Annotated in this window: 24 protein-coding genes and 2 tRNA genes; 15 read left to right on the top strand and 11 right to left on the bottom strand. The window is 41.9% G+C overall.

Annotation, left to right across the window (positions count from 1 at the left end; all coding sequences use genetic code 11):
- Nucleotides 1-120: 120 nt before the first annotated feature.
- Nucleotides 121-3,471: a response regulator gene (locus RMY63_RS12110; RefSeq protein ID WP_322728937.1), complete on the top strand. Its 3,351-nt coding sequence runs from the start codon at nucleotides 121-123 to the stop codon at nucleotides 3,469-3,471.
- Nucleotides 3,472-3,639: 168 nt separating this feature from the next.
- On the opposite strand, the gene RMY63_RS12115 is transcribed toward RMY63_RS12110, so the two are convergent.
- The 6 genes from RMY63_RS12115 to pyrE all read right to left on the bottom strand — a co-directional run bounded on the left by RMY63_RS12115 (nucleotide 3,640) and on the right by pyrE (nucleotide 7,652).
- Complete coding sequence (locus RMY63_RS12115) at nucleotides 3,640-3,789, bottom strand: hypothetical protein (protein ID WP_322728938.1); 150 nt, start codon at nucleotides 3,787-3,789, stop codon at nucleotides 3,640-3,642.
- 74 nt (nucleotides 3,790-3,863) lie between these two features.
- Nucleotides 3,864-4,343 (bottom strand): plasmid segregation centromere-binding protein ParR, encoded by a 480-nt coding sequence (locus RMY63_RS12120; protein WP_094347280.1) that lies wholly within the window; start codon nucleotides 4,341-4,343, stop codon nucleotides 3,864-3,866.
- A 5-nt stretch (nucleotides 4,344-4,348) separates the two neighbouring features.
- Nucleotides 4,349-5,515: a ParM/StbA family protein gene (locus RMY63_RS12125; protein ID WP_322728939.1), complete on the bottom strand. Its 1,167-nt coding sequence runs from the start codon at nucleotides 5,513-5,515 to the stop codon at nucleotides 4,349-4,351.
- A 239-nt stretch (nucleotides 5,516-5,754) separates the two neighbouring features.
- The gene (locus RMY63_RS12130; RefSeq protein ID WP_104906145.1) at nucleotides 5,755-6,378 is read right to left on the bottom strand and encodes a DedA family protein; all 624 of its coding nucleotides are present in this window, start codon (nucleotides 6,376-6,378) and stop codon (nucleotides 5,755-5,757) included.
- A 304-nt stretch (nucleotides 6,379-6,682) separates the two neighbouring features.
- Nucleotides 6,683-7,012: a hypothetical protein gene (locus RMY63_RS12135; RefSeq protein ID WP_322728940.1), complete on the bottom strand. Its 330-nt coding sequence runs from the start codon at nucleotides 7,010-7,012 to the stop codon at nucleotides 6,683-6,685.
- Nucleotides 7,013-7,028: 16 nt separating this feature from the next.
- On the bottom strand, nucleotides 7,029-7,652 hold the full coding sequence (gene pyrE, locus RMY63_RS12140; protein ID WP_322728941.1) for an orotate phosphoribosyltransferase: 624 nt from the start codon (nucleotides 7,650-7,652) through the stop codon (nucleotides 7,029-7,031).
- A 106-nt stretch (nucleotides 7,653-7,758) separates the two neighbouring features.
- On the opposite strand from pyrE, the gene RMY63_RS12145 reads away from it, so the two are divergent.
- Nucleotides 7,759-8,190 carry a hypothetical protein gene (locus RMY63_RS12145; RefSeq protein WP_322728942.1) on the top strand — a complete coding sequence of 144 codons (432 nt, stop codon included), beginning with the start codon at nucleotides 7,759-7,761 and terminating at the stop codon, nucleotides 8,188-8,190.
- 110 nt (nucleotides 8,191-8,300) lie between these two features.
- On the opposite strand, the gene RMY63_RS12150 is transcribed toward RMY63_RS12145, so the two are convergent.
- Nucleotides 8,301-8,373, bottom strand: a tRNA-Ile gene (locus RMY63_RS12150).
- A 297-nt stretch (nucleotides 8,374-8,670) separates the two neighbouring features.
- On the opposite strand from RMY63_RS12150, the gene RMY63_RS12155 reads away from it, so the two are divergent.
- Together RMY63_RS12155 and RMY63_RS12160 are read left to right on the top strand one after the other, a co-directional pair.
- Nucleotides 8,671-9,372 carry a hypothetical protein gene (locus RMY63_RS12155; protein WP_099102321.1) on the top strand — a complete coding sequence of 234 codons (702 nt, stop codon included), beginning with the start codon at nucleotides 8,671-8,673 and terminating at the stop codon, nucleotides 9,370-9,372.
- A gap of 163 nt (nucleotides 9,373-9,535) precedes the next feature.
- Entirely contained in the window at nucleotides 9,536-10,930 is a 1,395-nt protein-coding gene (locus tag RMY63_RS12160; RefSeq protein ID WP_322728943.1) for a hemolysin family protein, read from the top strand.
- 101 nt (nucleotides 10,931-11,031) lie between these two features.
- Here RMY63_RS12160 and queC read toward each other — a convergent pair whose 3' ends face one another.
- On the bottom strand, nucleotides 11,032-11,709 hold the full coding sequence (gene queC, locus RMY63_RS12165) for a 7-cyano-7-deazaguanine synthase QueC (RefSeq protein WP_322728944.1): 678 nt from the start codon (nucleotides 11,707-11,709) through the stop codon (nucleotides 11,032-11,034).
- A 338-nt stretch (nucleotides 11,710-12,047) separates the two neighbouring features.
- On the opposite strand from queC, the gene RMY63_RS12170 reads away from it, so the two are divergent.
- Nucleotides 12,048-13,130 carry a Gfo/Idh/MocA family oxidoreductase gene (locus tag RMY63_RS12170; protein WP_322728945.1) on the top strand — a complete coding sequence of 361 codons (1,083 nt, stop codon included), beginning with the start codon at nucleotides 12,048-12,050 and terminating at the stop codon, nucleotides 13,128-13,130.
- Nucleotides 13,131-13,474: 344 nt separating this feature from the next.
- On the opposite strand, the gene RMY63_RS12175 is transcribed toward RMY63_RS12170, so the two are convergent.
- Nucleotides 13,475-13,546 (bottom strand) — tRNA-Thr (locus tag RMY63_RS12175).
- Between the two features lie 370 nt (nucleotides 13,547-13,916).
- Between RMY63_RS12175 and argF the strand changes: the two genes are divergently transcribed.
- The 9 genes from argF to RMY63_RS12220 all read left to right on the top strand — a co-directional run bounded on the left by argF (nucleotide 13,917) and on the right by RMY63_RS12220 (nucleotide 22,857).
- Complete coding sequence (gene argF / locus RMY63_RS12180) at nucleotides 13,917-14,837, top strand: ornithine carbamoyltransferase (RefSeq protein WP_322728946.1); 921 nt, start codon at nucleotides 13,917-13,919, stop codon at nucleotides 14,835-14,837.
- A gap of 243 nt (nucleotides 14,838-15,080) precedes the next feature.
- Nucleotides 15,081-15,686 carry a transcriptional repressor LexA gene (gene lexA / locus RMY63_RS12185; protein ID WP_322728947.1) on the top strand — a complete coding sequence of 202 codons (606 nt, stop codon included), beginning with the start codon at nucleotides 15,081-15,083 and terminating at the stop codon, nucleotides 15,684-15,686.
- Between the two features lie 139 nt (nucleotides 15,687-15,825).
- A complete protein-coding gene (locus tag RMY63_RS12190; protein ID WP_322728948.1) occupies nucleotides 15,826-17,298 on the top strand; it encodes a DNA phosphorothioation system restriction enzyme in 1,473 nt (490 codons plus the stop codon).
- Nucleotides 17,299-17,625: 327 nt separating this feature from the next.
- On the top strand, nucleotides 17,626-17,799 hold the full coding sequence (locus RMY63_RS12195; RefSeq protein ID WP_322728949.1) for a hypothetical protein: 174 nt from the start codon (nucleotides 17,626-17,628) through the stop codon (nucleotides 17,797-17,799).
- Nucleotides 17,796-19,868 (top strand): AAA family ATPase, encoded by a 2,073-nt coding sequence (locus RMY63_RS12200; RefSeq protein WP_322728950.1) that lies wholly within the window; start codon nucleotides 17,796-17,798, stop codon nucleotides 19,866-19,868. The genes RMY63_RS12195 and RMY63_RS12200 overlap by 4 nt, the downstream gene beginning before the upstream one ends.
- A 263-nt stretch (nucleotides 19,869-20,131) precedes the next feature.
- Nucleotides 20,132-20,701 (top strand): Uma2 family endonuclease, encoded by a 570-nt coding sequence (locus RMY63_RS12205; protein ID WP_322728951.1) that lies wholly within the window; start codon nucleotides 20,132-20,134, stop codon nucleotides 20,699-20,701.
- Nucleotides 20,702-20,736: 35 nt separating this feature from the next.
- Complete coding sequence (locus RMY63_RS12210; RefSeq protein ID WP_322728952.1) at nucleotides 20,737-21,288, top strand: Uma2 family endonuclease; 552 nt, start codon at nucleotides 20,737-20,739, stop codon at nucleotides 21,286-21,288.
- Nucleotides 21,289-21,413: 125 nt separating this feature from the next.
- Entirely contained in the window at nucleotides 21,414-21,884 is a 471-nt protein-coding gene (locus RMY63_RS12215; protein ID WP_322728953.1) for a DNA phosphorothioation-associated protein 4, read from the top strand.
- Nucleotides 21,885-21,915: 31 nt separating this feature from the next.
- Nucleotides 21,916-22,857, top strand: coding sequence for an HNH endonuclease (locus RMY63_RS12220; RefSeq protein ID WP_322728954.1), 942 nt, complete (start codon nucleotides 21,916-21,918; stop codon nucleotides 22,855-22,857).
- Here the strand turns inward: RMY63_RS12220 and RMY63_RS12225 are convergent, their stop codons facing one another.
- Entirely contained in the window at nucleotides 22,858-24,456 is a 1,599-nt protein-coding gene (locus RMY63_RS12225; RefSeq protein ID WP_322728955.1) for a DGQHR domain-containing protein, read from the bottom strand.
- Nucleotides 24,457-24,659: 203 nt separating this feature from the next.
- Between RMY63_RS12225 and dndC the strand changes: the two genes are divergently transcribed.
- A complete protein-coding gene (gene dndC, locus RMY63_RS12230) occupies nucleotides 24,660-26,312 on the top strand; it encodes a DNA phosphorothioation system sulfurtransferase DndC (protein ID WP_322728956.1) in 1,653 nt (550 codons plus the stop codon).
- Between the two features lie 12 nt (nucleotides 26,313-26,324).
- Here dndC and RMY63_RS12235 read toward each other — a convergent pair whose 3' ends face one another.
- On the bottom strand, nucleotides 26,325-26,567 hold the full coding sequence (locus RMY63_RS12235; RefSeq protein ID WP_322728957.1) for a helix-turn-helix transcriptional regulator: 243 nt from the start codon (nucleotides 26,565-26,567) through the stop codon (nucleotides 26,325-26,327).
- Between the last annotated feature and the right edge of the window lie 75 nt (nucleotides 26,568-26,642).

The following is a 26,642-nucleotide window of genomic DNA, read 5'->3' on the forward strand; positions in this document are numbered from 1 at the left end:
TCTATCAAGTATGTTAAAATCCTGGCATCATAAGGATTTTAGCATTGATTGAAAAATACCAATTTTTCTATGCCAACCTGCGGAATATGGGTTAACTCATACTCGATTAATTAATTCACGATGTCTCAGCAACAGCGCACTCTCTTAATTGTCGATGATTCGCCAGAAGATCGAGAACTCTATCGGCGGTATTTGCTGCGCGATCGCGAATATTCTTACACTATCCTAGAAGCAACGCTGGGACAACAAGGGCTAGAACTTTGGCAGCAACATCAGCCCGATGCTGTGTTGCTTGATTATCGGCTACCTGACCTAGACGGACTGGAATTTCTGGTACAATTGCAACTCTCGACCCAACAGCCTTGCCTACCTGTGATTGTCGTCACCGGGCAGGGCAATGAGGCGATCGCAGTTAAGGCGATCAAAGCGGGCGCACAAGATTATCTTGTCAAAGAGCAAATTACCCCAGAAAAGCTGCAAATAGCAGTCAATGGGGCGATTGAAACAGTGCGGCTACACACCCAACTACAACAGCGTATTCAACGAGAGCGTGTAGTCTCACATATTACCCAAAAAATTCATCAGTCGCTAAATCTGGATGAAATTCTTCAGACAACTGTCACCGAAGTGCGAAAATTTCTGCACACCGATCGCGTTTTGGTTTTTCAGTTAAAACCTGACGGAGATGGGACAGTAGTAGCAGAATCGGTTGGGACACAGTGGCGATCGCTCCTTTACTCCACTATGTACGATCCCTGCCTCGCTAAGAAATACCTTGCATCGAATCCACCAGAAATTGTCAGCAACGATCCCGCCTTTGTCGAAAATTATATCCAACGCTATTGTCAGGGTTACGTAACAGCAATATTTGATATTCAAGATAGCAGCATTGACCCATGCCACTTAGAATTGTTGGCTCAGTATCAAGTAAAAGCTAATCTGATCGTACCGATTATTTACGATGACCACTTTTGGGGATTGCTAATTGCTCACAACTGTGCTAGTGCAAAAAGATGGCAACCCTTAGAGATTGACTTGGTTAAAGAACTGGCGATTCAAGTTGGGATTGCAATTCGACAGGCGGAACTCTATCAGCAGGCAAACAATGAACTGACCGATCGCAGACGGGTAGAAGCAGAATTACGGCAAAGTGACGAACGGCTGCAATTGGCACTATCAGCTTCTCGGATGGGAACGTGGAACTGGAATATCCAGACGGGAATAATTTCCTGGTCAGATAACCTGGAAGCCTTATTTGGACTGGAAGCAGGAGAGTTTGACGGCTCATTCGAGATGTTTGCCGCGCGGTTGCACCCTGATGATCGCGATCGCGTTTTAGCTGCCGTCGAGCGTGCTGTCGCCAAGGGAGAAGACTATGACATTGAATTTCGGGTAGTATATCCCAACAGTAAGATTCGGTGGGCACTGAGCCAGGGCAAGGTATTTTACGACCAACACGGACAACCAATTCAGATGGCCGGTATCGATTTAGATATCACCGAACGCAAACGGTCAGCCGAAGCCCTGCGCCAGAGTGAAGAATTTAAAAACCGTATTTTAGATAGCAGTTCTGACTGCATCAAGGTATTAAGCCTCGACGGGCGGCTCCTGTACATGAATACAGGTGGCTTGTGTTTGATGGAAATTGATAACTTAAATTCCTATCTCAATACTGAATGGCTCTGTTTCTGGGAAGGCAGTTCTCGGCAACAGGCAGAGCAGGCACTCGCTAGCGCTAAAACAGGCGAAGTCAGCATTTTTCGCGGATACTGCCCAACTGCAAAAGGCACTCCGAAATGGTGGGAAGTGGTCGTTAGCCCGATTCTGGATGCCTCCGGGAAGTTGGAACGAATCTTATTGATTTCGCGAGACATCACCGATCGCAAAAAGATAGAACTCCTCTTGCAGGAGAGCGAAGCTCGGTTGAAATTGGCGTACAAAGCTACGGGATTGGGACTATGGGACTGGGATATTACCCGCAACAGCACTCATGTATCTGAAGAGTACGTCAATCTGTTTGGACTCGATCCAACCACAGAGAAAATCAGCTATGAACTGTGGTTAAGCCTCCTGCACCCAGACGATCGCACCTCAGCCAATGAAACAGTGAGTCACACCATTGAGCAACAGCAAGAGTACTATGAAGATGATTACCGTATTCTACATCCTGATGGCATTCGCTGGTTAGCGGCTAGAGGTCAGGTTTTCTATGATGCTGCGGGCAATGCAGTACGGATGGTAGGTAACGTACAGAATATCACCGATCGCAAACAAGCTGAAATCGAACGCGATCGCCTATTGCAACTAGAACAAGCAGCAAGAGCCGAAGCCGAACGCGCCAATCGGATCAAAGATGAGTTTCTGGCGATTCTCTCTCACGAATTGCGATCGCCTCTCAACCCGATTCTCGGCTGGACAAAACTGCTGCAAACCCGCAAATTTAGTGAAACCAAAACAGCTGAAGCTTTAGCCACCATCGAACGCAACGCTAAAGTGCAAACTCAACTGATTGATGACTTGCTCGATGTCGCCAAGATTCTGCGCGGCAAACTTAGCATAGATGCGGCTCCTGTGAATTTGGCATTTGTGATTGAATCTGCGCTCGACACAGTAAATACAGCAGCCCTTTCCAAATCAATTGTGTTGCATTCAGTACTGCCGAATATTGGGCAAGTCTCTGGAGATTCTAACCGCCTTCAACAGATCGTTTGGAATTTACTTTCCAACGCGATCAAGTTTACCCCCAAGGGAGGACGAGTAGAAACCAGACTAGAGCGAGTTGACGATCGGGCACAGATTATCGTTAGTGACACTGGCAAAGGCATTAACTCAGACTTTCTCCCGTATATTTTTGAGTCATTCCGTCAGGAAGATGTCTCAATTACTCGCAAGTATGGCGGGTTAGGATTGGGGTTGGCGATCGTCCGGCAGTTAGTTGAGGCGCACGGCGGCACCATCACAGCTAATAGTCCTGGTGAAGGCTTGGGAGCCACCTTTACAGTCCAGTTGCCACTACTGAATGTTGAACCGGAAATCAACCAGCCAGATGAGTTGCCACAACAAGCACTCGAACTCACGGGGATTCGAGTTCTCATAGTTGATGACGATCCCGATGCTCGTGAGCTATTAACAGTATTGCTTGCTGAATACAAAGCGCAAGTCCTGACTGTTGCCTCTGCGATGGAAGTATTAGCAAACTTGGAGTCCTTTAAACCCGATGTCTTAGTCAGTGATATTGGGATGCCTGAAATCGATGGCTATTCTCTGATCAAACAGATCCGTGCTTTAACCCCCGAAAAAGGGGGAAAGATTCCCGCAATCGCTTTGACTGCTTATGCCAGAGTTGAGGATTCCCAGCTAGCGATCAGCAGTGGCTATGAACGGCACGTTACCAAGCCCCTCGATCCAGAAGAGTTAGTTCAAGCTGTGGTGGCACTGGCGCAGACTCAAGTAAATAATACCATTCCTTAAAATGATTCGGTTTAACTCTTTTTAAAGACTTATCAAAACAGAATAGAGGCGTCAGTCGCCAGAAAAAGAAATTGAATTCTGAACGAAAGAGCGGATAGCGCAGTGTTAGCGAGTATTCGAGCGTCGCGTCTGAATAAACGGCGTTTTTGCACCTCCACTAAATCTTCTCTACGAGACGCACTCGCGTTCGATAAGCGTGGTCAACTTTCGTAGTGGCGGGTCGAATCCCCCACGACGAAAGGAATATTGTCCTAATAATTTGCCATTGTCAGCGATCGCCCCATCTACACAAATCTCAATAATCACATATATAAACATTAATAATCCTTAATAGGATTAACTATTAAGGATTGTTAAGAGGAGCAAAAGATGCTCACAAATGTGATTTTTCCTTAAAAATCATCAAGAAACTGACTAAGGCGACTGATTACGGGGTCAACCTCTTGAGGAGGGGTAGCAACAGTATAAGAAGTATTATTTACTACTTCTAATTGAGTTGGAGACGGAATGAACGATCGATCGTTGACTATGAGTGCCAGTTGTGCAACTTGTTGAGAAAGTTGCAGTAGATGATGTTCCATCGCCTCCAAACGATTAGATCCCTTGGCAAAAAAACGTTCCTCAAGTCCAGCCACTTGACGTTGCAGTTCACCGATTTGTTGATCAATCGGTGTTGTTACTGCTGTTTGTGGAGCAGGTTGTACAGGTTCCGGTACACATAAAGATTGCCACAAGGCTTCTTTACAGAGGTCGCTGAAAGTCTTGTCTGGTTGTTTTTCCAAATAACTTTCTACTTGCGCTAACAAGCTTTCATCAGCAAGCTCTGGGTTGAACGTGACGGATTTAACTACCTTTTTTGACCATTGGAACATCAGCTTTATGCCCTAGCAGCGCGATTGGAGGATAATTGTGCCTCTCCATAAATATACTGCCCCAAAGCATTCGCCTGTCGGGAAGGTGCTGCTAAATGAGCATTAATCTTTGCTTCCTTGAGCAGACGTTGAACGTCATCCCAGAAGAACTCACCACCGCCGCCAGTCAGAATCACATCGGTGACGCGTTCTGGCAACCAGGCTAGCACACGGCTACAGATTTCGCGCGAAAACATCTCTGTGAGGTTGGGAAGAAAATCGTCTAGGTTGGTGGGCTTGCTAGCGCCTTTAGGACGGTAATAGCGTTCACCTCTGGGTTTGTTAACAGCAGAAATCAGCGCGAGAGATTGACTATCTGCTCCCTCGATTTCGGCAGACACCAATTCATAAAACTTATTCATTCCGAAGTCTTCACTCTTAGAAGCACCTCTGGCAAAACGGAAGTTATCTACCATCAAAAGATCGACAGTTTGATGTCCAATATCGACGATCGCCACTGATATTTTTGTAAAATCGGGACTGCCAGGGTTTTTCTTGGGTTGAGCTTCAGACCACAGCAAGCTGCCGTAGCCTTCTGGCATCACCCATACCTTACTGACGTTCAGCGATACAGATTCGCCTCGGAAGTTCAACACATGAGGGCCACCGACTTGGCTAATTAGCTGTGCTTTTTCCTTTTCAAATTGCTCTAAGGAAAGAAAAGGCAGACCCAGTACAACTGAGATATCATCTCTGAGTTTGAAGTAGCCAGCACTTGCTAATACTTTTACCAGTGCAGCTTCTACCTTAGATTGTCCAACTCCTAAATTCGCCCCAAAATCGGCTGCCAGTTGACCAACAGCATATCCATTTCCTTGATACTCCAGCCACAAATCCATTAAGGGGTCAGTAGCTCTGGCTTCAAAAACACCACCGCGTACTTGTTCGATTGACATCTGCTTGACGTTGGCAGGTACGAACACCACACTGCCTGGTTCACGACTCACACAAGTTTTTGTGGAAGTTCTGCCTAAATCAACACTGAGAATGGTTTTCCCTGGAACACCGCCTGTCTTGATACCGGAAGGAGGATTATTATTAACAGCATTTATGGGAGTCGATGCTAACGGCTGCCTATTCATGGGTATAGCAGCGGCATTGATGGGGGTAGCGGCGGAAGGTTGGTCTGTCATGAAAGCTCCTAGTTCAAACTTAACTGTAAAAAGTTGTCATGCTCATCTTACAAAAATGCGAGCAACCAGAAATTCTAGGTTGCGTCAAGTGTAGCTAGAAATACGCCAAAAATTAATTTCGACGATACCTCTGGTAAGCTCTGCCAACGTACATCTAGTATTATTTGGCATAGTGTAGGCGAATTTTGGCCAGATGTAACCCCTGCTTTCACTGCTTTCAAACCAAAAGCGTCCGTGTTTTATCTTCTAGTGCGTCTTAACTGGCGCTTGAATATCCAGAAAACAAATGCTAGAACCAAACCGCCAAGTACGATTTTGGATACAGGAGCAAGGTACTTGTCCACAAGTTCATACTGACTACCCAATATGTATCCTGAGTATGTTAACAAACCCACCCAAGCAGCGCTACCTAAGGTTGTATAAAACAAAAATGGTAGCAAAGGCATATTGCTAATACCTGCAGGAACAGAAATCAAGGTACGGATTCCGGGCACAAGACGACCAATTAATACTGCTGTTCTACCTTGTCGGTCAAACCACTCTTTGGCTTTGGTGATGTCTTTACTGGATATAGCCAACCATTTGCCATATTTGTCAGCCCAAGCTTTCAAACGGATTTCACCCAAAAACTTACCCGGATAGTACCAAATAAGCGCGCCCAATACAGAACCCAAAAGTCCTGCGAAAAACACACCAATAATATTCAGCTTTGCCCCTCCTGGTTGATATGGACTTGCTGTAAATCCAGCCAGTGGCATAATCAATTCTGAAGGAATGGGGGGAAAAAGGTTTTCTAAAAACATTAGTAGGGCGATTCCCCAATAGCCAAAATAGTTGATAGTATTAGTTATCCATTCAAGCATTGAGTCAATTCCTGAAATTGCTGGACTAGTCTTGTTACTAAATTGAGCTTTAGCTTTTTTAAAGGGCTAGTCCTACAGTATTACCTGTAGGCCTTAGGCAAAAATAAATTGTCGAAATTTCAGGTAGATGCGATCGCATTTGATTTATTTAGGGGAACTCCAAAAAATAAATTATCCAATTTCTGGACTTCACTACGACTTTACCTCCCCCTGCTAAGAGCTCCCTGCTCCCCTGCCTTCAAAGCGATGGGATATTTTTTTATTTGGAAGTCCCTAGAGCGATCGCACAAGCTCATCGTATTGGTTAATTCAAAGCATCAGCGATCTTAATACCAAGGTGCTGCAATGCTTTTTCTTTCACAAATTCAGCTGCACTACGAGCCGATTCCGCCAAAATAGTATCGGTGTTTGGAGTCAGCTTCAGCGCTCCTCCGAGGTATCCCAAAGCTTTGCAATAATAATCAGTCAGGTTGGTAGATGCCAGTCTCTTTACAGTTTGATGATCGCCACTCTGAAAAGCTGTTAACGCTTTGTGGTGTAAATCATTTTCTGGCTTTCCTAGTACTTCAAGAATTGCGTTCACAGCTTTATCGACTTTTTCTTGTGTTAGTTCTGTGGATACTATTGCTTGCATGTTTATCTCCTTTTGTTCATGAATTTGCAAGTTGTCGGTAGCGTTCTTGAACCTCCTGAATCGAAAACAAAGTTTCAAACTTCAACCCTGCTGACTGGTACAACTCACCTCCCCCTTGCTCTCTGTCTATCAGTGAAATTACTTGATTTACGGTATAACCTGCATCTTTAATACGTTCAACTGCTTTGAGAGCAGATTGCCCAGTTGTGACTACATCTTCCAAAACTACTACTTTTGCGCCCTCTGGTAAACTGGGGCCTTCTATATAAGCTCTTGTTCCATAACCCTTGGCTTCCTTGCGAATAATCAGCGCTGGTATTGGGCGGTTTTCATAAACTGAAACTATACTTACTGCTGTCACAATTGGGTCAGCCCCCATTGTTAAACCACCTACAGCCTGTGTATCTACAGGTAATAAAGGAAATAGTAACCGTCCAACTGCCAAAGCGCCTTGAGGATGAAGTGTTACCTGTGTTTTATTGACGTAATAAGAACTACGCAGCCCAGAAGAGAGGAGAAAATCACCCTCTTGATAAGCAAGTTGGCAAAATAAATCTAGTAGCTTGTGGCGCAAAGTGGTCAAATCAGAGGTGGTTGCCCAAATATCTGAGTGGGTAAGATTTTCAGTAGGATACGTCATTACAAAACATTAAAAGTTGTGCTACACCAAAGGTTGAACTCATCAGAGTTCTGAACTTCAGCATAAATTAAGATTCGCCTAAAGCAAAAGTTGAGGAGTTAGAAACGTGCATATAAAATTTAAAACCTTTGGCGGTTTATTGGTACTGCTTACTGCTGGTATTGCTTTTCCCTCTATTGCATCTGCCCAAACAGCAACACCCAATTCTGAAAATACGAATGATGTATTTGAACGAGCTTATTTTCGTCACGATCGCAATTTCTACGAAAATAACAGCCTCAAACGTCAACTAGACTCATTTCTCGGATCTGGTTCTAGTTTCGGTGGTTCCTTCCCAGAAAATGAAATTGCCCGCGATGCTAATTTGATTAATACTTTATATCATGATGTCCTGACTCAGCAAGTTGGCAACGATCCTTATATTCGTACTCCTGATTTACCAAATCCTTATGACACATCGCTAATGATGTCTCCTCGCTATAGCAACAAACTTAAAGTTGGAACTGAATTCCGGTTTGAAACTTTACCATCTCGGTAAGATTGGGGAGTGGGGAGTCAATAAGGGAATAGGGTACAGATTATTCCCTATCACCTGTCACCTCTCCCCTAATCCCAATGCCCTTCTATTAGTAGTTTTTGATGATTCAGTGCGCCCTGCTGGAATCGAACCAGCCTGAAGACGAATTATGAGTTCGTTGCCTCCCCAATCGGCCAAAGGCGCTTGTTTTGTAAGTTTGTAGGTTGCTACAAGTTAATTACTTCAACTCTTAAGTCAACCTCATTTGCTAATTTTAGAGTGAGAAAAATACCTCACCCACTGAGTTTAGCCAATTCCATGAATATAGCACAAATTTACCACGTGTGAATACTGGACAATAGTTTACTAGATTTTTATACTACATAATTTGATCTATAGATATAGTGCAAACTAATATTGATTGAGTTCCTTTAAGGATTGAGGTCAAAAGCTTCACTATTCTTAAATAGACCAGCATTCTATTGTGATAGCTTGTCAGCAATGAAAATAAATTCTACTGTACTTCTTACTTTGATTTTGTTAATTCTGATGATGGGAGCAGGTTCTGTGAGCGCTTTTTTGGGCTTTGAACTGGGGAGTTCAGCACTTAAAGGCGTGACTACACCAGATGGGCGTCCCACAACCAAATTTGCTAGCAATAAGGCAAATAACTCTCAACAGGGAGGGCTGGTACTATTAAAAGAGGAAGAGATTCTAAAAATTGTCAAGGCGCGAATTGAGGGTAAGACCAAAGCCGCTAAATCGGAAAAGCCAGAAGAAGATGATGAAGAAACCAATAGCAGCAAGCAGAAGCCAGAGGAAAAACCCCCAGAAGTAGTTGAAGAAAAGCCCCTACCAGGTTTTCCGGTTACTGCCCAAAGTCAAGGTGTAACAATGACTGTGCAATCTGCTCGTTACTCTGGCGGTGATTTACTACTGAAAGTGAAAATGCAGAACAAAGGTAAGGATTCTGTGCGCTTCTTGTATAGTTTTTTAGATGTTACCGATGACAAAGGACGAACCCTGAGTGCAAGTACAGAGGGTTTACCAACAGAATTGCCTGTAAATGGGCCAGCTTTTTCAGGTACTGTGAGCATTCCTACTGCTTTACTTGATGATGTCAAGAAAATATCACTTGCTCTTACTGATTATCCCGCTCAACAATTGAAGCTAGAGGCATCGAATATTCCTGTAGAAAGGTAGAAAGGGCATTGGGCATTGGGCATTGGGCGAAACAGTTCCGAGTTCCGAGTTCTGAGTTCCAAGTAAATAAGTGAGATTCACAACTCAGCACTCAGCACTCAGCACTCAGCACTCAGCACTCAGCACTCCCCACTCCCCATTCCCTATTCCCTATTCCCCCTAAATGGAGAACGTGAGTTTTACACGAGCTTTGGCGGTGAGTGGTTTTCCTAATTTAAGTTTGATAGAAGTGGCGCTGCGGTTGTTGTCAGTGTTACTACTGATTGCCATAAATGCCTTTTTTGTAACGGCGGAGTTTTCGATGGTGAGCGTGCGGCGATCGCGTATTCACCAGCTAGTTAAAGCTGGGGATATTCCAGCGATCGCTGTAGAAATGTTACAACGCAGTATTGACCGACTGCTATCTACCACCCAGTTAGGCATTACTCTCTCTAGTTTGGCACTGGGATGGATTGGCGAAAGTACGATTGTCGTGCTGGTGCATGCCTGGTTAAGATCCTGGCCTTTACCCAGTGGGATGACTAGCTTCCTCGCCCATTCCCTATCAATTCCTATCGCCTTTTTCTTGATTGCCTATTTGCAAATTGTGATCGGAGAACTATGTCCCAAATCCTTAGCCATGCTGTACTCAGAACAGCTAGCGAGGTTTTTGGGGCCTCCGGTAAAAGCGATCGTGCGTTTTTTTGGCCCCTTCATCTGGATTCTTAACCAATCAACTCGTTGCTTTTTGCGGATTTTTGGTATCCAATACACAGGTCAAGGCTGGCGACCGCCTGTAACTCCCGAAGAATTGCAACTGATTATCTCTACAGAATGGGGATCTACTGGTTTACAGCGTGCGGAGCGAGAACTGCTCAATAATGTCTTTGAGTTTGGGGATGTCATGGCCCAAGATGTGATGATCCCCCGCACCAGTATTATCACACTACCAAAAGATGCTACCTTCCAGACATTACTCAGGGAAATGGCTTCTACTGGTTACTCTCGCTATCCTGTGATTGGTGAATCTTTGGACGATGTTCGCGGTATTGTTTATTTTAAAGATTTAGCACAACCTCTAGCTGTAGGAAAGCTCAGTTTAGAGACACAAATCCAACCTTGGATGCGTCCCGCCCGGTTTGTTCCAGAACACACGCCCTTGAGTGAACTTTTGCCCATGATGCAGCAAGAGAAACCCGCTATGGTTATGGTAGTCAATGAATTTGGCTCTACTGTGGGACTAGTGACAATCAAAGATGTGATTGCCGAAATTATTGGCGACCCCAGCGAACCTGAAACCAGTGAAGACTTACTGATTCAGATGTTAGATGAGCAAAAATTTTTGGTGCAAGCACAAATCAACATTGAAGACCTCAACGAAGTTTTGCATCTCAATTTGCCCCTGACCAGAGAATACCAAACACTAGGGGGCTTTTTGCTATATGAGTTACAGAAAATTCCGGCCATTGGCGAAACCTTTTGTTATCAAAATCTCGAATTCACCGTGGTATCGATTGTTGGCCCACGCCTACATCAAATTCAACTGCGACGGTTAGAAGAGTTAGGAGTTGAGAGTTAAGAGTTAGGAGTTGAGAGTTAAGAGTTGAGAGTTAGGAGTTGAGAGTTAAGAGTTAGGAGTTATGAATTTTAACTCCTCACTCCTAACTCCTCACTCCTAACTCAAGAAGCATACACCAGTGGATCGACAAGTCCTAATTCGGCAAAAGCTGCTAGCCGTAAGCGACAAGAATCACACACACCGCAGGCAACATCTCCACCAGTATAGCAAGACCAAGTTAGTTCCCAAGGAACTCCCAATTGGTTCCCCAATTGGATGATTTCGGTTTTTTTCAAGTTGATTAGGGGTGCAACAATATTAATTGGTCGTCCCTCACGCCCTTGTTTGGTTCCCAGGCGAAAAACTTCTTGCATTGCTTGGATATAGTCGGGGCGACAATCAGGATATCCTGAGTAATCTAAGGCATTAACGCCGATATAGACACGCTCTGCGGCGATCGCTTCGGCATAACTCAGAGCAAAGCTTAAAAAGATGGTATTACGAGCTGGAACGTATGTTACAGGAATATTTTCAGACATTTCATCCAGCGATCGCTCCTGGGGTAAATCAATGGCATTATCGGTAAGCGCCGAACCGCCCCATTGTCGTAAATCAAAGTTAACTACCTGATGTTTTGCGATCGCAGCTTTTTGAGCGACACTGAGCGCTGACTGTAACTCTCGTCGATGTCGCTGCTGATAATCAAAGGAAATAGCATGACATTCACAGCCATCAGCTTGAGCTTTGTACAGAATTGTGGAAGAGTCCAATCCCCCAGATAACAAAATTACAGCTTTCATCTCGGTTGCAAATTTTGGATTTCAAATCACTGCATCAAACCTTAACAAGATGCCAGAAAGCAATGCCAAGGAGAATTTATACTTAAGTCTTACTGAAAGTTTTAAAGTTAATAAAAATACATATATTTTTCTAGAAAGTGCAAAATCCAAAGCAAACTCGAAATATCTATACAAAAGATATTTGGATTACGGGAACCGATGACAAACTTTGAAATTCTTCATAAACATAGGCTCTATGTTACCATCTGGATGGTTTTAGACGGATCGTAACCGGCTTTCGAGTATAAACGCCAACGGCCGTAGCGTCTCTAAATTTGGTGGTTGAGGAGAGAATAATAGTGCAAAATAGCATGTCACTGGCAGAACCGAATCCATATACACAGCGCAACCAGCCACGACCAATCCGCATAGGCGTGATTGGAGTGGGTAACATGGGACAACACCACGCTCGCGTCTTGAGTTCAATGAAAGATGTTGAACTAGTAGGTGTAGCAGATATTAACGTCGAACGAGGGTTAGAAACTGCCAGCAAGTACAAAGTGCGTTTTTTTGAAGACTACTGTGACTTGCTACCCCTGGTGGAAGCAGTTTGTATTGCTGTTCCCACCCGCCTGCATTATGCCGTCGGTATTAGCTGTCTCTTGGCGGGAATTCATGTTTTGATTGAAAAACCGATCGCAGCCAGTATTTCTGAGGCAGAGTCTTTAGTAAATGCCGCAGCTGAGTCTGGGTGTATCCTGCAAGTAGGTCATATTGAGCGTTTTAACCCAGCTTTTAAAGAACTGAGCCAAGTTCTAAAAACAGAGGAATTACTGGCGCTAGAAGCCCACAGAATGAGTCCTTACTCAGATCGGGCAAACGATGTTTCAGTTGTGCTGGATTTAATGATCCATGACATCGACCTACTTCTGGAATTAGCTGCTTCCCCAGTCACGAAATTGACTGCTAGCGGTACTCGCTCCCTAGACTCTGGTTATTTAGATTACGTAACCGCCACCTTGGGGTTTGCCAATGGTATTGTTGCTACTCTGACTGCCAGTAAAGTCACCCACCGCAAAATTCGCCGGATTGTCGCCCATTGCAAAAATTCATTTACTGAGGCAGATTTTCTCAAGAATGAAATTTTGATTCACCGACAAACGGCTGCCAATTCTCTCACCGACCACCGACAAGTACTTTATAGACAAGATGGTGTAATTGAAAAAGTTTACACCAGCAATATTCAACCACTGAGCGCAGAATTAGAACATTTTGTCAACTGTGTACACGGTGGCAATCAACCCTCAGTAGGTGGTGAACAAGCTCTCAAAGCCCTGAGACTCGCAAGTTTAATTGAGCAGATGGCGCTGGAAGATCGAGTTTGGAATCCCTTAGACTGGCAATCGGAACCAAGGGTACAATCTTTGACCCCTACAGTCTAGAAGAAGAAGGGACAAGGGGGACAAGGGAGACAAGGGGGACAAGGTGAAATTTTCTCCCTTCTCTCTTTGTGCTACCCCACAGCCCCAACTTCAGTAGAAAATCTAGAGTATATTTTTAAATTTGCCATCAAACCTTTAGATCCTTCCTAGTCCTTTTAAAAAGCAAGCTAAGGGGGGTCTAAAAAATTAGAAAACAAAATCTAGTCCTATAATATTATTTTAAAATTCCAAACAATTCGGCAACACTAATTTGCGAAAAGTTAGCATAATTAAATTGAGTCCAAAAACCAGCCCCCAGAAAATTAATTTGCCAATTGCGACATATAATTTGCGAATGTATGTAAAGCCAGCAGCGGGATTTGAACTCGCGACCTTCCGATTACAAGTCGGATGCACTACCACTGTGCTATGCTGGCAACTTGACGATTACTCTTAATCAGCAACCACAATTCGATTTATCATTGTACCATAATCCATTTATTTGTCTAGCTGTAAATTCTAAAAAATATCTGCGTCATCAGAAATTAGGCTAAAAGACCAGAACTTTGAGCAATATCGCTGCTTGTATACGCCTAGATAGTTTTTCTGACGTTGTTATTGTGATTAACCAGAAAAAATCAGTGATTCAGAATCACTGAGAAAGTTGATAAATTAATATTCATACCAAAAGCTAGCTCAAATACTGGGCTGAACCCAAAAATAGCCGATCAGTTCTAAAACTATATTTTCTTGGCACGGCTGAATAAAGGAACAGAAATATATAATTATTTTTTACAGATTACAAGCATGGCAGCATTGCTCGGACGAGACTTATTAAGTCTAGCGGACATTAGTTCTACGGAACTTCAAGAACTCCTGCAATTGGCAACTCAACTTAAATCACAACAGTTGAAGTTGCAGTGTAATAAAGTTTTGGGGTTATTGTTCTCCAAAGCTTCAACTCGTACACGGGTAAGTTTTACTGTGGCGATGTACCAACTGGGTGGACAGGTAATTGATCTCAACCCTAATGTCACTCAAGTTAGTCGTGGGGAACCTTTGCAGGATACAGCGCGGGTGTTAGATCGATATCTGGATATTTTGGCAATTCGCACTTTTGCCCAGCAGGATTTGGAAACTTTTGCTCGCTATGCCAAGATTCCGGTAATTAATGCGCTTACCGATGCAGAACATCCTTGTCAGGTATTAGCTGATTTATTGACGATTCAAGAAAGCTTTAACACTCTTGCTGGGTTAACTTTAACCTACGTGGGTGATGGAAATAATGTTGCTAATTCTCTGATGTTAGGCTGTGCTTTGGTGGGGATGAATGTTAGAATTGCTACTCCTAGTGGATATGAGCCAGATTCTAGGATTGTAGAGCAAGCAAGAGCGATCGCTAATCATAAAACTGAAGTCCTCCTGACTCACGAGCCAGAATTAGCTGCTAAGGGAGCTGCTGTACTTTACACTGATGTTTGGGCAAGTATGGGACAAGAGGCAGAAGCCGATAACCGGATGCCAATTTTCCAGCCTTACCAAATTTCGGAACAGCTATTGAGTCTTGCCGATCCAGAGGCAATTGTTTTACACTGCTTACCAGCCCATCGCGGTGAGGAAATTACCGAGGCAGTTATTGAAGGTTCCCAATCACGAGTTTGGGAACAGGCAGAAAATCGCCTCCACGCGCAAAAGGCTTTGCTTGCAAGTATTTTAGGGGCAAAATGAAAGGAGTTTGGAGTTTGGAGTAGAGACGCGATTAATCGCGTCTCTACAGGAGTTAGGAGTCAGAATGGCAAGTGTACAGCTGACTCTTGACTACTTAATTTCTAAAAAATCAAGAATAAATGGGTAAAAGAAAAGAGAATATTCTTGCTTTTACCTTTGATAATTTTTACTTTTCTCTTGTTATGGGGAGTTTTTTGTAGTACTAATGTTCTAGAGACATTTATAATTACTTCCCGCAAATTTATGGAACGTCTAACGGAAGCTCAACAAGAACTTTACGAATGGTTGGCAGAATACATTCGATCGCACCAGCATTCGCCTTCTATTCGGCAAATGATGCAAGCGATGAACTTGAAGTCACCAGCACCAATTCAAAGTCGTTTAGAACATTTACGGACTAAAGGATATATAGAATGGACAGAAGGCCAAGCGCGAACGATTCGGATTTTGCGTCCTGTTAAACAAGGTGTACCAATTTTGGGCACGATCGCTGCTGGTGGTTTAATAGAACCGTTTACTGATGCTGTAGATCATTTAGACTTTTCTAATTTCGATTTACCTCCCCAAACTTACGCTTTGCGGGTAGCTGGCGATAGCATGATTGAAGATTTAATTACTGATGGCGATGTGGTATTTCTGCGTCCAGTAGCAGAACCAAATCATTTGAAAAATGGTACTATCGTCGCCGCCAGAGTTGATGGATTTGGTACGACATTAAAACGTTTTTATCGCCAAGGCGATCGGGTTACCCTCAAACCAGCAAATCCTAAGTACAATCCCATTGAAGTCATGGCTCAACAAGTACAGGTACAAGGTTCCCTCGTCGGTGTTTGGCGCGGTTACAACTGAGTAGTAAGAAAGTGATGAGTTATGAGTGATGAGTGATGAGTTTTAAATTACTAACTCCCAACTCCTAACTCCTAACTCCTAACTCCCAACTCCCAACTCCCAACTCCTAACTCCTAACTCCTAACTCCTAACTTTCACTATGTACTTGACGAAAAATTCAGTGCAGCAACTGCCCACTTTCCGGTTGAAATTACCATTTGCAAGGGAAAGTAAGGGCAGTTATTACACGCAACCATTACCAGGATGCCCAAGAATGCCTGCATCTCTGCAATTGCGGCAATATCAGCGCCAAGCGATCACTAGCTGGTTTACCAACAATGGCAGAGGGACGCTGAAAATGGCTACCGGTAGTGGTAAAACAATTACTGCACTAGCGATCGCTTGTGAATTATATCAGCAGATTAATTTACAAGTTCTGTTGGTAGTGTGTCCCTATCGTCATCTTGTCACCCAATGGGCGCGAGAATGTGAAAAATTTAATTTGCAACCCATTTTAGCTTTTGAGAATTTACGCACTTGGCAAAGTCAACTTTCTACCCAAATTTATAATTTACGTTCTGGTTCTCAACGGTTTGTCACGGTGATTACTACAAACTCTACATTAATTGGAGATGGGTTTGGGTCTCAACTCAAATATTTTCCCGCCAAAACTTTAATTATTGGGGATGAGGCGCATAATTTAGGCGCACCCAAGTTAGAAGAAAGTTTGCCGCGTAGTGTTGGGTTGAGACTAGCTTTATCTGCCACACCGGAGAGATATTTTGATGATTTTGGTACGCAATCTTTATTTGATTATTTTGGCCCAGTTCTCCAGCCAGAGTTTACTTTGAGGGATGCGATCGCTCAAGGTGCTTTGGTACATTATCTTTATTATCCGGTGCTGGTGGAATTAACTGAAGTAGAAAGTATTGCCTATTTAAAGTTAACTAAAAGAATTGGGCGATCGCTACTTTATAGAGGACGGGAAAATAGCGGAGATTTTGAAGACAATGAAGATTTAAAGCCGTTATTGATGCAAAGAGCAAGATTAATTGGTGCAGCCGAAAATAAATTAAATGCTTTGCGGGATTTAATGGCAACTCGCCGCGAAACTACTCACACTCTTTTTTATTGCAGTGATGGTTCACAGGATGCGGGACAACGTTCATCTCTACGTCAACTCAAAGCTGTTGCTAAAATTTTGGGAGGGGATTTGGGGTATAAGGTAAGCACCTATACAGCACAAACAACTTTACAAGAACGAGAAATTTTGCGTCATCAATTTGAAAGCGGGGAATTGCAAGGTTTGGTGGCAATTCGTTGTTTAGATGAAGGTGTTGATATTCCGGCAATTCAAACTGCGGTGATTTTATCAAGTTCTGGTAATCCCCGCCAATTTATTCAGCGACGGGGGCGAGTTTTGCGTCCTCATCCTACTAAGGAACGTGCAACAATATTTGACATGATTGTTTTGCCACCAGATTTAGATAGAGAAACGATAGAAGTTGAACGCAATCTGTTGAAAAAGGAATTGCGTCGTTTTGTGGAGTTTGCTGATTTAGCTGATAACGCAGGTGTTGCAAGAATGAAGTTACTTGATTTACAAAAGCGATATGGTTTATTAGATATTTGATTATGGACTATATAGTTGTATTATTTTGTAAAATTTTTCGAGTTTTGAAAAAAGAGGCATTAAGTATGAAATAATAAAATTATGAGTTTGATCATAATGGGATGTAAGCGGCTTTAAAAATTTCAGTTACATCCCATTATGATCTAGATTATTAATATTAATAATAACAAAAGATTATTCAATAGTAAAGTCTTTTTTCAAAGAAAGTTATAAATTTGAAAAAATAGTTTTTGCAAAATTAAAGATAACGCTAACAGTGGCTTTACGGAGGTAGATGCACTACTAGAGAAAGTTAAAATATAGAAAAACCATATTTCCAAACCGAAGATGTCACAAGATGCGAATATTGATGATGTGCAGGAGCCAATAACTAGCGCTTCGCCGGAAGTACGGCAAATTATTGAGCGGGTATGGAAGCTAGAAAAAGGCAGGCTAGATAAGAAGATTAACAGCCATATAAATGATAATATTTTGGACATTATTAAGGAAGAGGTGCGATGAAGCTGACTTCAATCAAGCTATGCAACTTTCGCTCCTTTTATGGTACGACACCAGAGATGATTCTAGCTGGGGGGGATGCTCAGAACACGACGATTATTCATGGCAATAATGGTTCGGGAAAAACCAGTTTGCTAAATGCCTTTACGTGGGTATTGTATGATAAATTTAGTGCGGCATTTGCATCGATAGAACAGTTAGTAAATAAGCGTGCGATCGCAGAAGCTCAAAAAGGTCAAGCTGTAGAATGTTGGGTAGAGATTGGCTGGGAACATGAAGGTAAACGCTATCGAGTCAAACGCGCCTGTCGGGGTTATAAAAACGAAGGTGATTTTGACGCTGGCAAAACTCAATTAACCATGTGGGTTGGTGCAGATGATGGCAAATGGAATATACCAATTCAGCAACCAGACGATATAATTAATCAAATTTTACCCGCTACTTTACATCAATATTTTTTCTTTGATGGCGAACGAATTGAAGAAATCGTTCGTTCTGACAAAAAAGCTGAAATTGCCGAAGCTACAAAAATTTTCTTGGGTGTCGAGGTAATCAACCGTTCCATCAGACATTTGGGAGATGCTAAAAAAACTTTAGAAAATGATTTAAAAGCTATTGGTGATTCTGAAACTAAACAACTGTTACGACAGCAAGAAAAAATAGAACGCGAACGCGAACGCATTACCAAACGGCAAACTGAAATCAAAGAAGAGTTAGAATATCAACAAACTTTTAAAAAAGAGACAAGTAGCCGTTTGCGAGAATTGAGTGCTGCTAAGGAATTACAAGAAAGATGGCAGGATTTAGAATCGCAGAAGGCGGCGAATCAAGAAGAATATAAAAAAACCAAGGAAGCGCTGAAAAAAGTTATCTCTGCGCGAGGTTACACAGTCTTACTGTCAGAGACTACAGCACAGTTCCGAGGAATTATCAATGATTTGAAGCAGCGCGGCGAGTTAACATCAGGAATTTCAAGAGAATTTGTGAATGATTTACTCAATTCTCAACGCTGTATTTGTGGCGCAGAATTACATGAGGGTAATCATTCTCATGCTTATGTGAGTACTTGGTTAAATAAAGCAGGTTCCTCGGCGGTGGAAGAAACTGCAATTCGGATGAGCGCACAAGTAGATGAAATTGATAAGCAAGCGATAGGATTTTGGGAAGAAGTTGATAGAGAACAAACTAGAATTAATCAATTAAGGCAAAGTATATCTCAAATTGAAGGCGATTTAGATAATATTCAAGAACGGTTGCGAAAAGATGCTAATGAAGAAATTAGCAGTTTGCAAAAACGATTAGATGAAATTGAAAGTAAAATTGATGAATTAAATCGAGAACAGGGTGCAAATCAGCAGCAAATTGCTCAACTTACAACTGAAATTGAAGGTTTCAACAAACAAATCGCCAAGCAAAAGCTGAATGAAGATAAGCAAACTTTAGCACAGCGACGGATTAACGCTACTCAAGATGCAATCGAACGGTTAACGGAAGTTAGAAATCGTCAAGAACAACAATTTCGCCTGCAACTAGAAAAGCGAGTACAAGAGATATTCACAGAAATTTCTGTGACTCCATACATTCCTAAAATTAGTGAAAAATATGAACTGACATTAGTAGAAAATACTACAGGGATAGAAGCACCTGTTGCAGCTTCCACCGGGGAAAATCAAATTCTCAGTTTATCCTTTATTGCCAGCATCATTGATAAAGTAAGGGAATGGAGTGAGAAACGCAAAATGATGATGATTCCTGATAGTAGCACTTTCCCAATTGTCATGGATTCGCCGTTTGGTAGTTTGGATGAAAATTCGCGGCGACACATTGCTAAAACAATTCCCCAATTAGCGAATCAGTTGATAGTTTTAGTTACTAAGACTCAGTGGCGGGGTGAAGTGGAAGCAGAAATGACAGATAGAATTGGGAGAGAATATGTGCTTACGTATTATTCTTCTAAGCCGGATTGCGAACAAGACTATATTGAGTTGGGTAGAGAAAGATATCCTTTGGTGAAACAAAGTCCGAATGAGTTTGAATATACTGAAATTATCGCAGTTGAACGGAATAGGTAATTATCACGTAGAGACGCAGAGAAAGACTTTTGCAAGGAATCTTATGATTTCGCGCATTCGCTGTTAGGCGTTCTCGTAGAGTAGGCGCAAAGGTTTTTACAGAACTGACGGAAAATACCTCTCAAACTCTTATTCTTCCATGTTCTCTGTCCCTCTGTGGTAGCCTGCGGCAAGCCGCTTTGCGTCTACGATTTTCCGTTACTGTGCGTAAGTCTGATTTTAGTTAAAGTTGAGAAAAGTGACTTTTGAGAAGGAATCAGGTTATGGTTGCGAGTCCAGACAGAAATTATATGTCTCCCCACGAATACCTGGAATGGGAACAAGGCCAAGAAATTAAATATGAATATATTGATGGTGAAGTTTTCGCCATGACTGGGGGTACTCTTCCCCATAATGATATTGCTTTAAACTTAGCTTCAGCGTTAAAAAGTCACCTGCGAGGAAGTGGGTGTCGTGTGAATATGGCGGATGGGAAAGTAGGTGTATCTGAAAACGGGCCTTTTCATTATCCCGATGTTGTAGTGAGTTGCGATGAACGGGATAAACAAGCTATTCAATTTCTCCAATATCCTTGTTTAATTGTTGAAGTTCTGTCCCCAAGTACAGAAGCTTACGACCGAGGTAAAAAATTTACGCGGTATCGTCGCATTCAGACTTTGCAAGAATACGTCCTCATTGATGCTGAAAAAATTGGTTTAGATTGCTTCCGGTTAAATGATAGAGGACTCTGGGAATTACACCCTTATGAAGCAGGGGATGAGGTTGATTTAACCAGCGTTGATTTCCACTTTCCGATATCTTTGGTGTATGAAAATGTTCAGTTTCCTATTTAAATTAGGATTATCCTAGATTCATTATTAGGGGTTTTATGAGTATTCAAATTGAGGCAACTATTGAAGATTTGTACCACTTACCTGACAATTGTAAAGCAGAAATTGTCAATGGAAAATTGGTGCTAATGTCTCCAACTGGATTTTTACCAGGACGTGCAGGTGGTGAAATTTATGCAAGTCTACGGGATTATGAACGTCTGACAAAAAGTGGTTACGCTTTGCCTGATAATGTCGGCTTTCTTGTCAATCTCCCTAATCGTCGTTCTTTAAGTCCTGATGCTGCGTTTTATACTGGCAAACCTACAGGCGGGAAGTTTCTCAATGGTGCGCTTATATTTGCTGCTAAGGTGCGAAGCGAAAATGATTACGGTGATAAGGCTGAGAAAGATATGGCTAGTAAACGCCGTGATTATTTTGCAGCTGGTACTTTGGTAGTTTGGAATGTAGATGTACTTAAAGAAGAAGTTATTAGAGTATATCGTGTTAGTAATCCTGAAGAACCGCAAGTGTATCGCCGTAATGAGGTGGCTGAAGCTGAACCCGCAGTGCCAGGATGGACTATGTTGGTGGATAATTTGTTTGTTTAGTGTTTGTTTAGCGATCGCCCACATACTATTATAAAATAATACCCTGGTAAGTACGTAAGCGTAGCCAGCCGTAAGCATCGCTTTTGGCTTTCGGGTAATATAGCAACAATGTAGATATTAATATCATGGCTGCAAACAGAATCAGGGTTGCTAAAGATAAGGCTGAGTTTGTGAAATCTCTAGTAGCATCAAAAGACACAACTGGCCCTTTTCAGACTTATGTAGAAGTAATGGTGTTTGCAGCAGCTTTAGGCGTTAAATATAAAAAGCGCGTTCCTTTGGGAGAAACTACAAAAAGAGAACCATCTCCAATTCCACAAGAAAATTTTGCTTCATTAGGATATGACCTAATCATTAAATTACTAGGAATCAATGAAACTCAAGATATCAACATACTCTCATCTAGAGAAGAACAAGATGAAGATAAACGTACTCAAATATTTGAAGAGTATGCTAACGGAGGACTGGAAATTTTACAGAACGAGTTGCGGGGTTCTGTTGACTATTCAGAGCGACTTCTATTAGTTCTGATTTCTGAAAGAGGAACAAAAGAACAGCTAGAAGAAGAGTTTGACCTCAGTAAATTCTTAAATTGATTTTCTTGCTTGCTTAATTAAGTTATTAAATATGAAAAATATAGCATATTATTGTCAACGGTTTGCTGAATTAAATGTGAGTAGTAGCCGGAAGCGTGGTAATGCTCAATATAAACCAATATTACTTTTATCTGTAATTGATTTGATTGCACGAGGTGTCATTAGTACTAATGAGATTCCAGTTTCAAACCAATTAGTTCAAATATTTGAGAGGTATTGGAATGTAATCGGTTCTCCCTCTTACAAAGGTGGTTTACACTATCCTTTCTTCCATCTGCAAACTGAGGGCTTTTGGTACTTGAAATTTAAGTCTGAATTTAATGGATTACAGCCAAAAACAATTAACAAACTAAAGCAGGCTGTTGAATACGCATATCTAGACAATGAACTATTTAACTTTTTACAAGATGAATTTTGCAGAAAAGAACTAATTGATGCACTTGTAGCAGCTTTCTTTTATGAGAATGAAAATAATATAGAAGCTATTTTACAAATAAATCAAACTTTTCAAGATGACGCGGTAGAGATAGAAAAAATAATTGAAACAGAAAATTTAGAGACTAATCCAAAGTGGAGTTTGAAACGAGCAGTTATTAGAAATGCTTTTTTCAGAAAAGCAATTGTAAATATTTATGATTATAAATGCGCTTTTTGTGGGCTGAAAGTAACTAAATCTGTAAGTCAAAATATAGTTGATGGGGCACATATAAAGCCATTTTCACAATTCTATGACAGTAGAATTCATAATGGAATAGCACTGTGTAAAAACCATCATTGGGCATTTGATAGGGGTTGGTTTGCTGTAGATGAGCAATACAAAATTATAGTTAGCAATGATTTGGAAGAAGCATCTCCCCATGCTAAACCTATGAAAGATTTTCATGGTGAAACAATACTTCTACCAAATACAGAGCAATACTTTCCAGAACTGGCAGCGCTGCAATGGCATCGCCAAAATATATTTCAAGCATAATTACAAGATAGCTGGAAGTCCTACCGCTTTCGGTTCAACAAACTTTCCATCAAAACCTATAGTTTTATCTTCCACAGTTCTAGCATCCGCCAAAGCCTTACGAAGTTCAGCACGTTCCATCTGTTCGTGAATTCCACCCAGGATATAAACCAATAACTTTGCCGCTAAATCTCGTCCAGCAACTTGCACCCGCTTTTTATTTGGGTCGTACAAAACCCCATACCAAAGAGATTGGGGATATTCCATACCACTAAAGCCCCCTTGCTGGTCAAACTTCCGCAGTTTCTTAAAAATATCTGTTAGGGAAAAACCTTTTTTAAAAATTAAAATTCCTAAAGCCTGCGCTAATGCAACTTGAGCAACCGGACGGAAAAGCATATTTCCTTCACCTCCATCCTTCTCAAAGCTGAAGCGCCGTAAAGCTGGTGTATCCTGGTGTTCTAAAATTTTATAACTGGAAAGACTAGCCAAAGAATCAAATAGCTTTTTAAATTCCTCAATTCCCTGCTCAAGTTCTTCATCCTCTGGACGCATAGGAATTAGACCTTTCTCCAAGGGTTTCCAGTGGGGGAACTTTTGACCCAAATATCGCTCAGACATATCTTGCAGAGCTTGCAAAGTGGTCAAAACTGTAGAATTAGAAGCCACTGTTGCACTATTCCAATTAACACGAGGATTGCGCTCTTGTCGTTGTTCTAATAGTGGATGTGTAACTGCAATTTTTCTAGCAACGATCGCAAAACCATCATCCTCATTCAACTGTGTTAGTTGCCCTTTAGTCAACGGTGCAGCCATCAGGTTGACATGAACAAAAATCGATCTTACTCTGCGCCTCGCCTGGGTGCGAGTTTCCCCAGCCGCTACCGCACAGATGAACTCAATACCAATTTTTTCCTTGGGTAAATTTTGCAAGTAAGCAAGGTCTACTTGGTACTTTTCTATCAAATCATTGACTGTAATAAAACTGTCATCAGCAACTTTATCTTTTTTATAGCGCTGGAGTTTGCGAGTTTTGATTAATTCTATCAACCCCTGCACCCCCATTAATCGGTGTTGACCATCTAATGCATAAATAGTTACATCATCCTCAGAAATATTTAGCAGACCTACCTTACTGTCTTTATCTAGGGGGATGAAATCAGTTGTAGACTTTGTAGCGCGTCCTTCACTATCCCACTCAGCAGCTTTGGGATTATCCACCCACGGTTGATTTATTACTACCAGCACCGGCGGAAATTTGTGATTGTGTCGAGCCGCTAAATACTGTACTAGCGGCGCTTGACGTGACCAATCAAGGGGACGCTGCTGAATTTCATCAATACTATCTGCGTCAATCTCAATGTTATCTGTCTCTGGATTGTACTTTTTTTGAAACAAAGGTAAACCAGAGGCGAAGTGAACCCGACCTGCAAACCATTCCAAGGTAACAGAGCTAACATAAGCCTCAGTACCACCCATTTCAGTTTTTTGAACGAGAATCTGATCTTTTCTTCCTAAAAAGTTCTCCAGGAGTAAAGCTAGTACTTGTTTTTCCTTATTTTCCCGTTCCAAGTACTCTCTAGCGATGTCAGAAGTTAGGTCAGATGTACTATCTTTCATGTTAAATTTTAAAAACAGAATAAGATTATGTCGTTTAATTATCCAAAAAATTGGATATTAGTAGTAAAGTTTTTAAAAACTTTTCTTAAACCCTCAGAGGTGGCCTTCGAGAAGGGAAGCGGCTTCACATCTTGTCTGTATAGCCGTGAATTCTATTTGCTATTCGCCAGATATTACGCCAGTGTTTCCAGAGAGAAGGAGAAATGACTACAGCACAACAACCAGAAAATAAAGAGCAGCAAGCACGTACTGTAGCAGAGTTAGTGGACTATATCCAAGTTCTCAGCACTGAAATTCAAGAATTGTATTGTTTGGATGAGATACCTTGGGTGGTGGGCTATTCGGGCGGCAAAGATAGTACTGCTACTTTACAGCTTATCTGGAATGCGATCGCAGCACTACCAGTTGAAAAGCGAAAAAAGACTATTCATGTTATTACAACTGACACACTGGTAGAAAACCCTGTAGTCTCTGTTTGGGTACGCAAATCTTTAGAAAGGATGAGAGTTACTGCAAAAGAACAGAAAATGCCCATAGAACCCCATTTATTACAACCAGAAATCAAAGAGACATTCTGGGTAAGCTTAATTGGTAAAGGTTATCCAACGCCGCGAGGAAAATTTCGTTGGTGTACAGACCGTCTGAAAATTCATCCTTCTAACCGCTTTATCCGTGATGTGGTTAGAGTAAGTGGGGAAGTTATTCTTGTTTTAGGTACACGCAAGGCTGAAAGTATCAAACGTGCTATCTCAATGGAAAAACATCAAGCAGGTAGCCTAAAAGATCGCCTCATTTCTGATTCCAGTTTACCCACATCTCTGCTTTACCATAGTCCAAGCTTGCCTAATTCTTTAATTTATAGCCCCATTGAAGATTGGCGTACTGATGAAGTTTGGATTTACCTAAATCAGTGGCAAAACCCTTGGGAATATAGCAACAAAGATTTATTCACCATGTATCGAGGTGCTACAGCAGATAATGAATGTCCTCTAGTTGTTGATACTTCTACTGCTAGCTGTGGTGATTCTCGATTTGGGTGCTGGGTTTGCACAATTGTTAGTAAGGATAAATCAATGGAGGCAATGATTCAAAATGATCAAGAGAAAGAATGGATGCAGCCTTTATTAGATATTCGCAATGAATTAGATAATAGAGATGACCGTGAGAAAAGAGACTTTCGTCGCATCTGGGGAGAAGTCCAACTTTTTGAGCGTCATGTAGATGGTGAAGCCTCTATTGAACCAATTCATGGCCCTTATACTAAATATTGGCGGGAACATTGGCTCAGACGATTATTAGAAGCGCAAACAAAAACCCGTCGCACAGCGCCAGAAAATATGCGCGACATCACCCTAATTACTCTCGAAGAAATGAGCGAAATTCGCCGCATTTGGCTAGAAGAAAAACACGAATTTGATGATAGTTTACCCCGGATTTATCAAGAAGTGACTGGCGAAGAATTTCAAGACCCCCGTCCTGGTGCTGACCTTAGCTTATTAGGTAGCGATGAATGGGCTGTGTTAGAAGAAATCTGTGCAGATGATAGTATGCACTTGGAACTCATGGCTAAACTTTTAGACACAGAACGCCAATTTCGGAAAATGTCGCGGCGTGTGGGAATCTACGACACCCTTGAAAAATGCTTTGCTACAAGTTCGCGTTCTAAAGATGAAGCAGTTAAAAATGCTCATTTAAAGCGGGATTTGAAAACAGCAGCTGAAGAAGGCGATATTGAAAAGGTCAAGCAGCTAACTTTAGCAGATTTTGCCACACCCGATACACAAGTTGACGCAACAAACCTGACAAAATCTGATACCCAGACAAAGACTTGGGGAAATATGAAATTTAAAAAATAGGTTCACAGTGCTTTAAGGCTGTGTCTCATCATCAACATCTCCCAAGTACAGCCTGATAAACTCTTCTGCTGCGGCTGGATTAATTTTCTTGAGTGCATCCCGAATTTCTAGCACCCCCTCCGCTACAGGGTCCATTATCTCATTTACCCAGCGATTAACATTTGAGCGTCCAGTTCCCATTGTCACTGCTAACTTATTTTGGCTAATGCCATGTTTCTCTAACACCTGTTTCAACGCTTTTCCTGCTTTTCCCATGCTTCTGATTGTGTCAAAGGCTTTTAACCAAGTAAATGTCCCGTATAAGCGACAAAAGGTGTAAGATATTTATGT

The sequence above is a fragment of the Nostoc sp. ChiQUE01b genome (assembly GCF_034531255.1).
Classification (GTDB): Bacteria; Cyanobacteriota; Cyanobacteriia; order Cyanobacteriales; family Nostocaceae; genus Nostoc.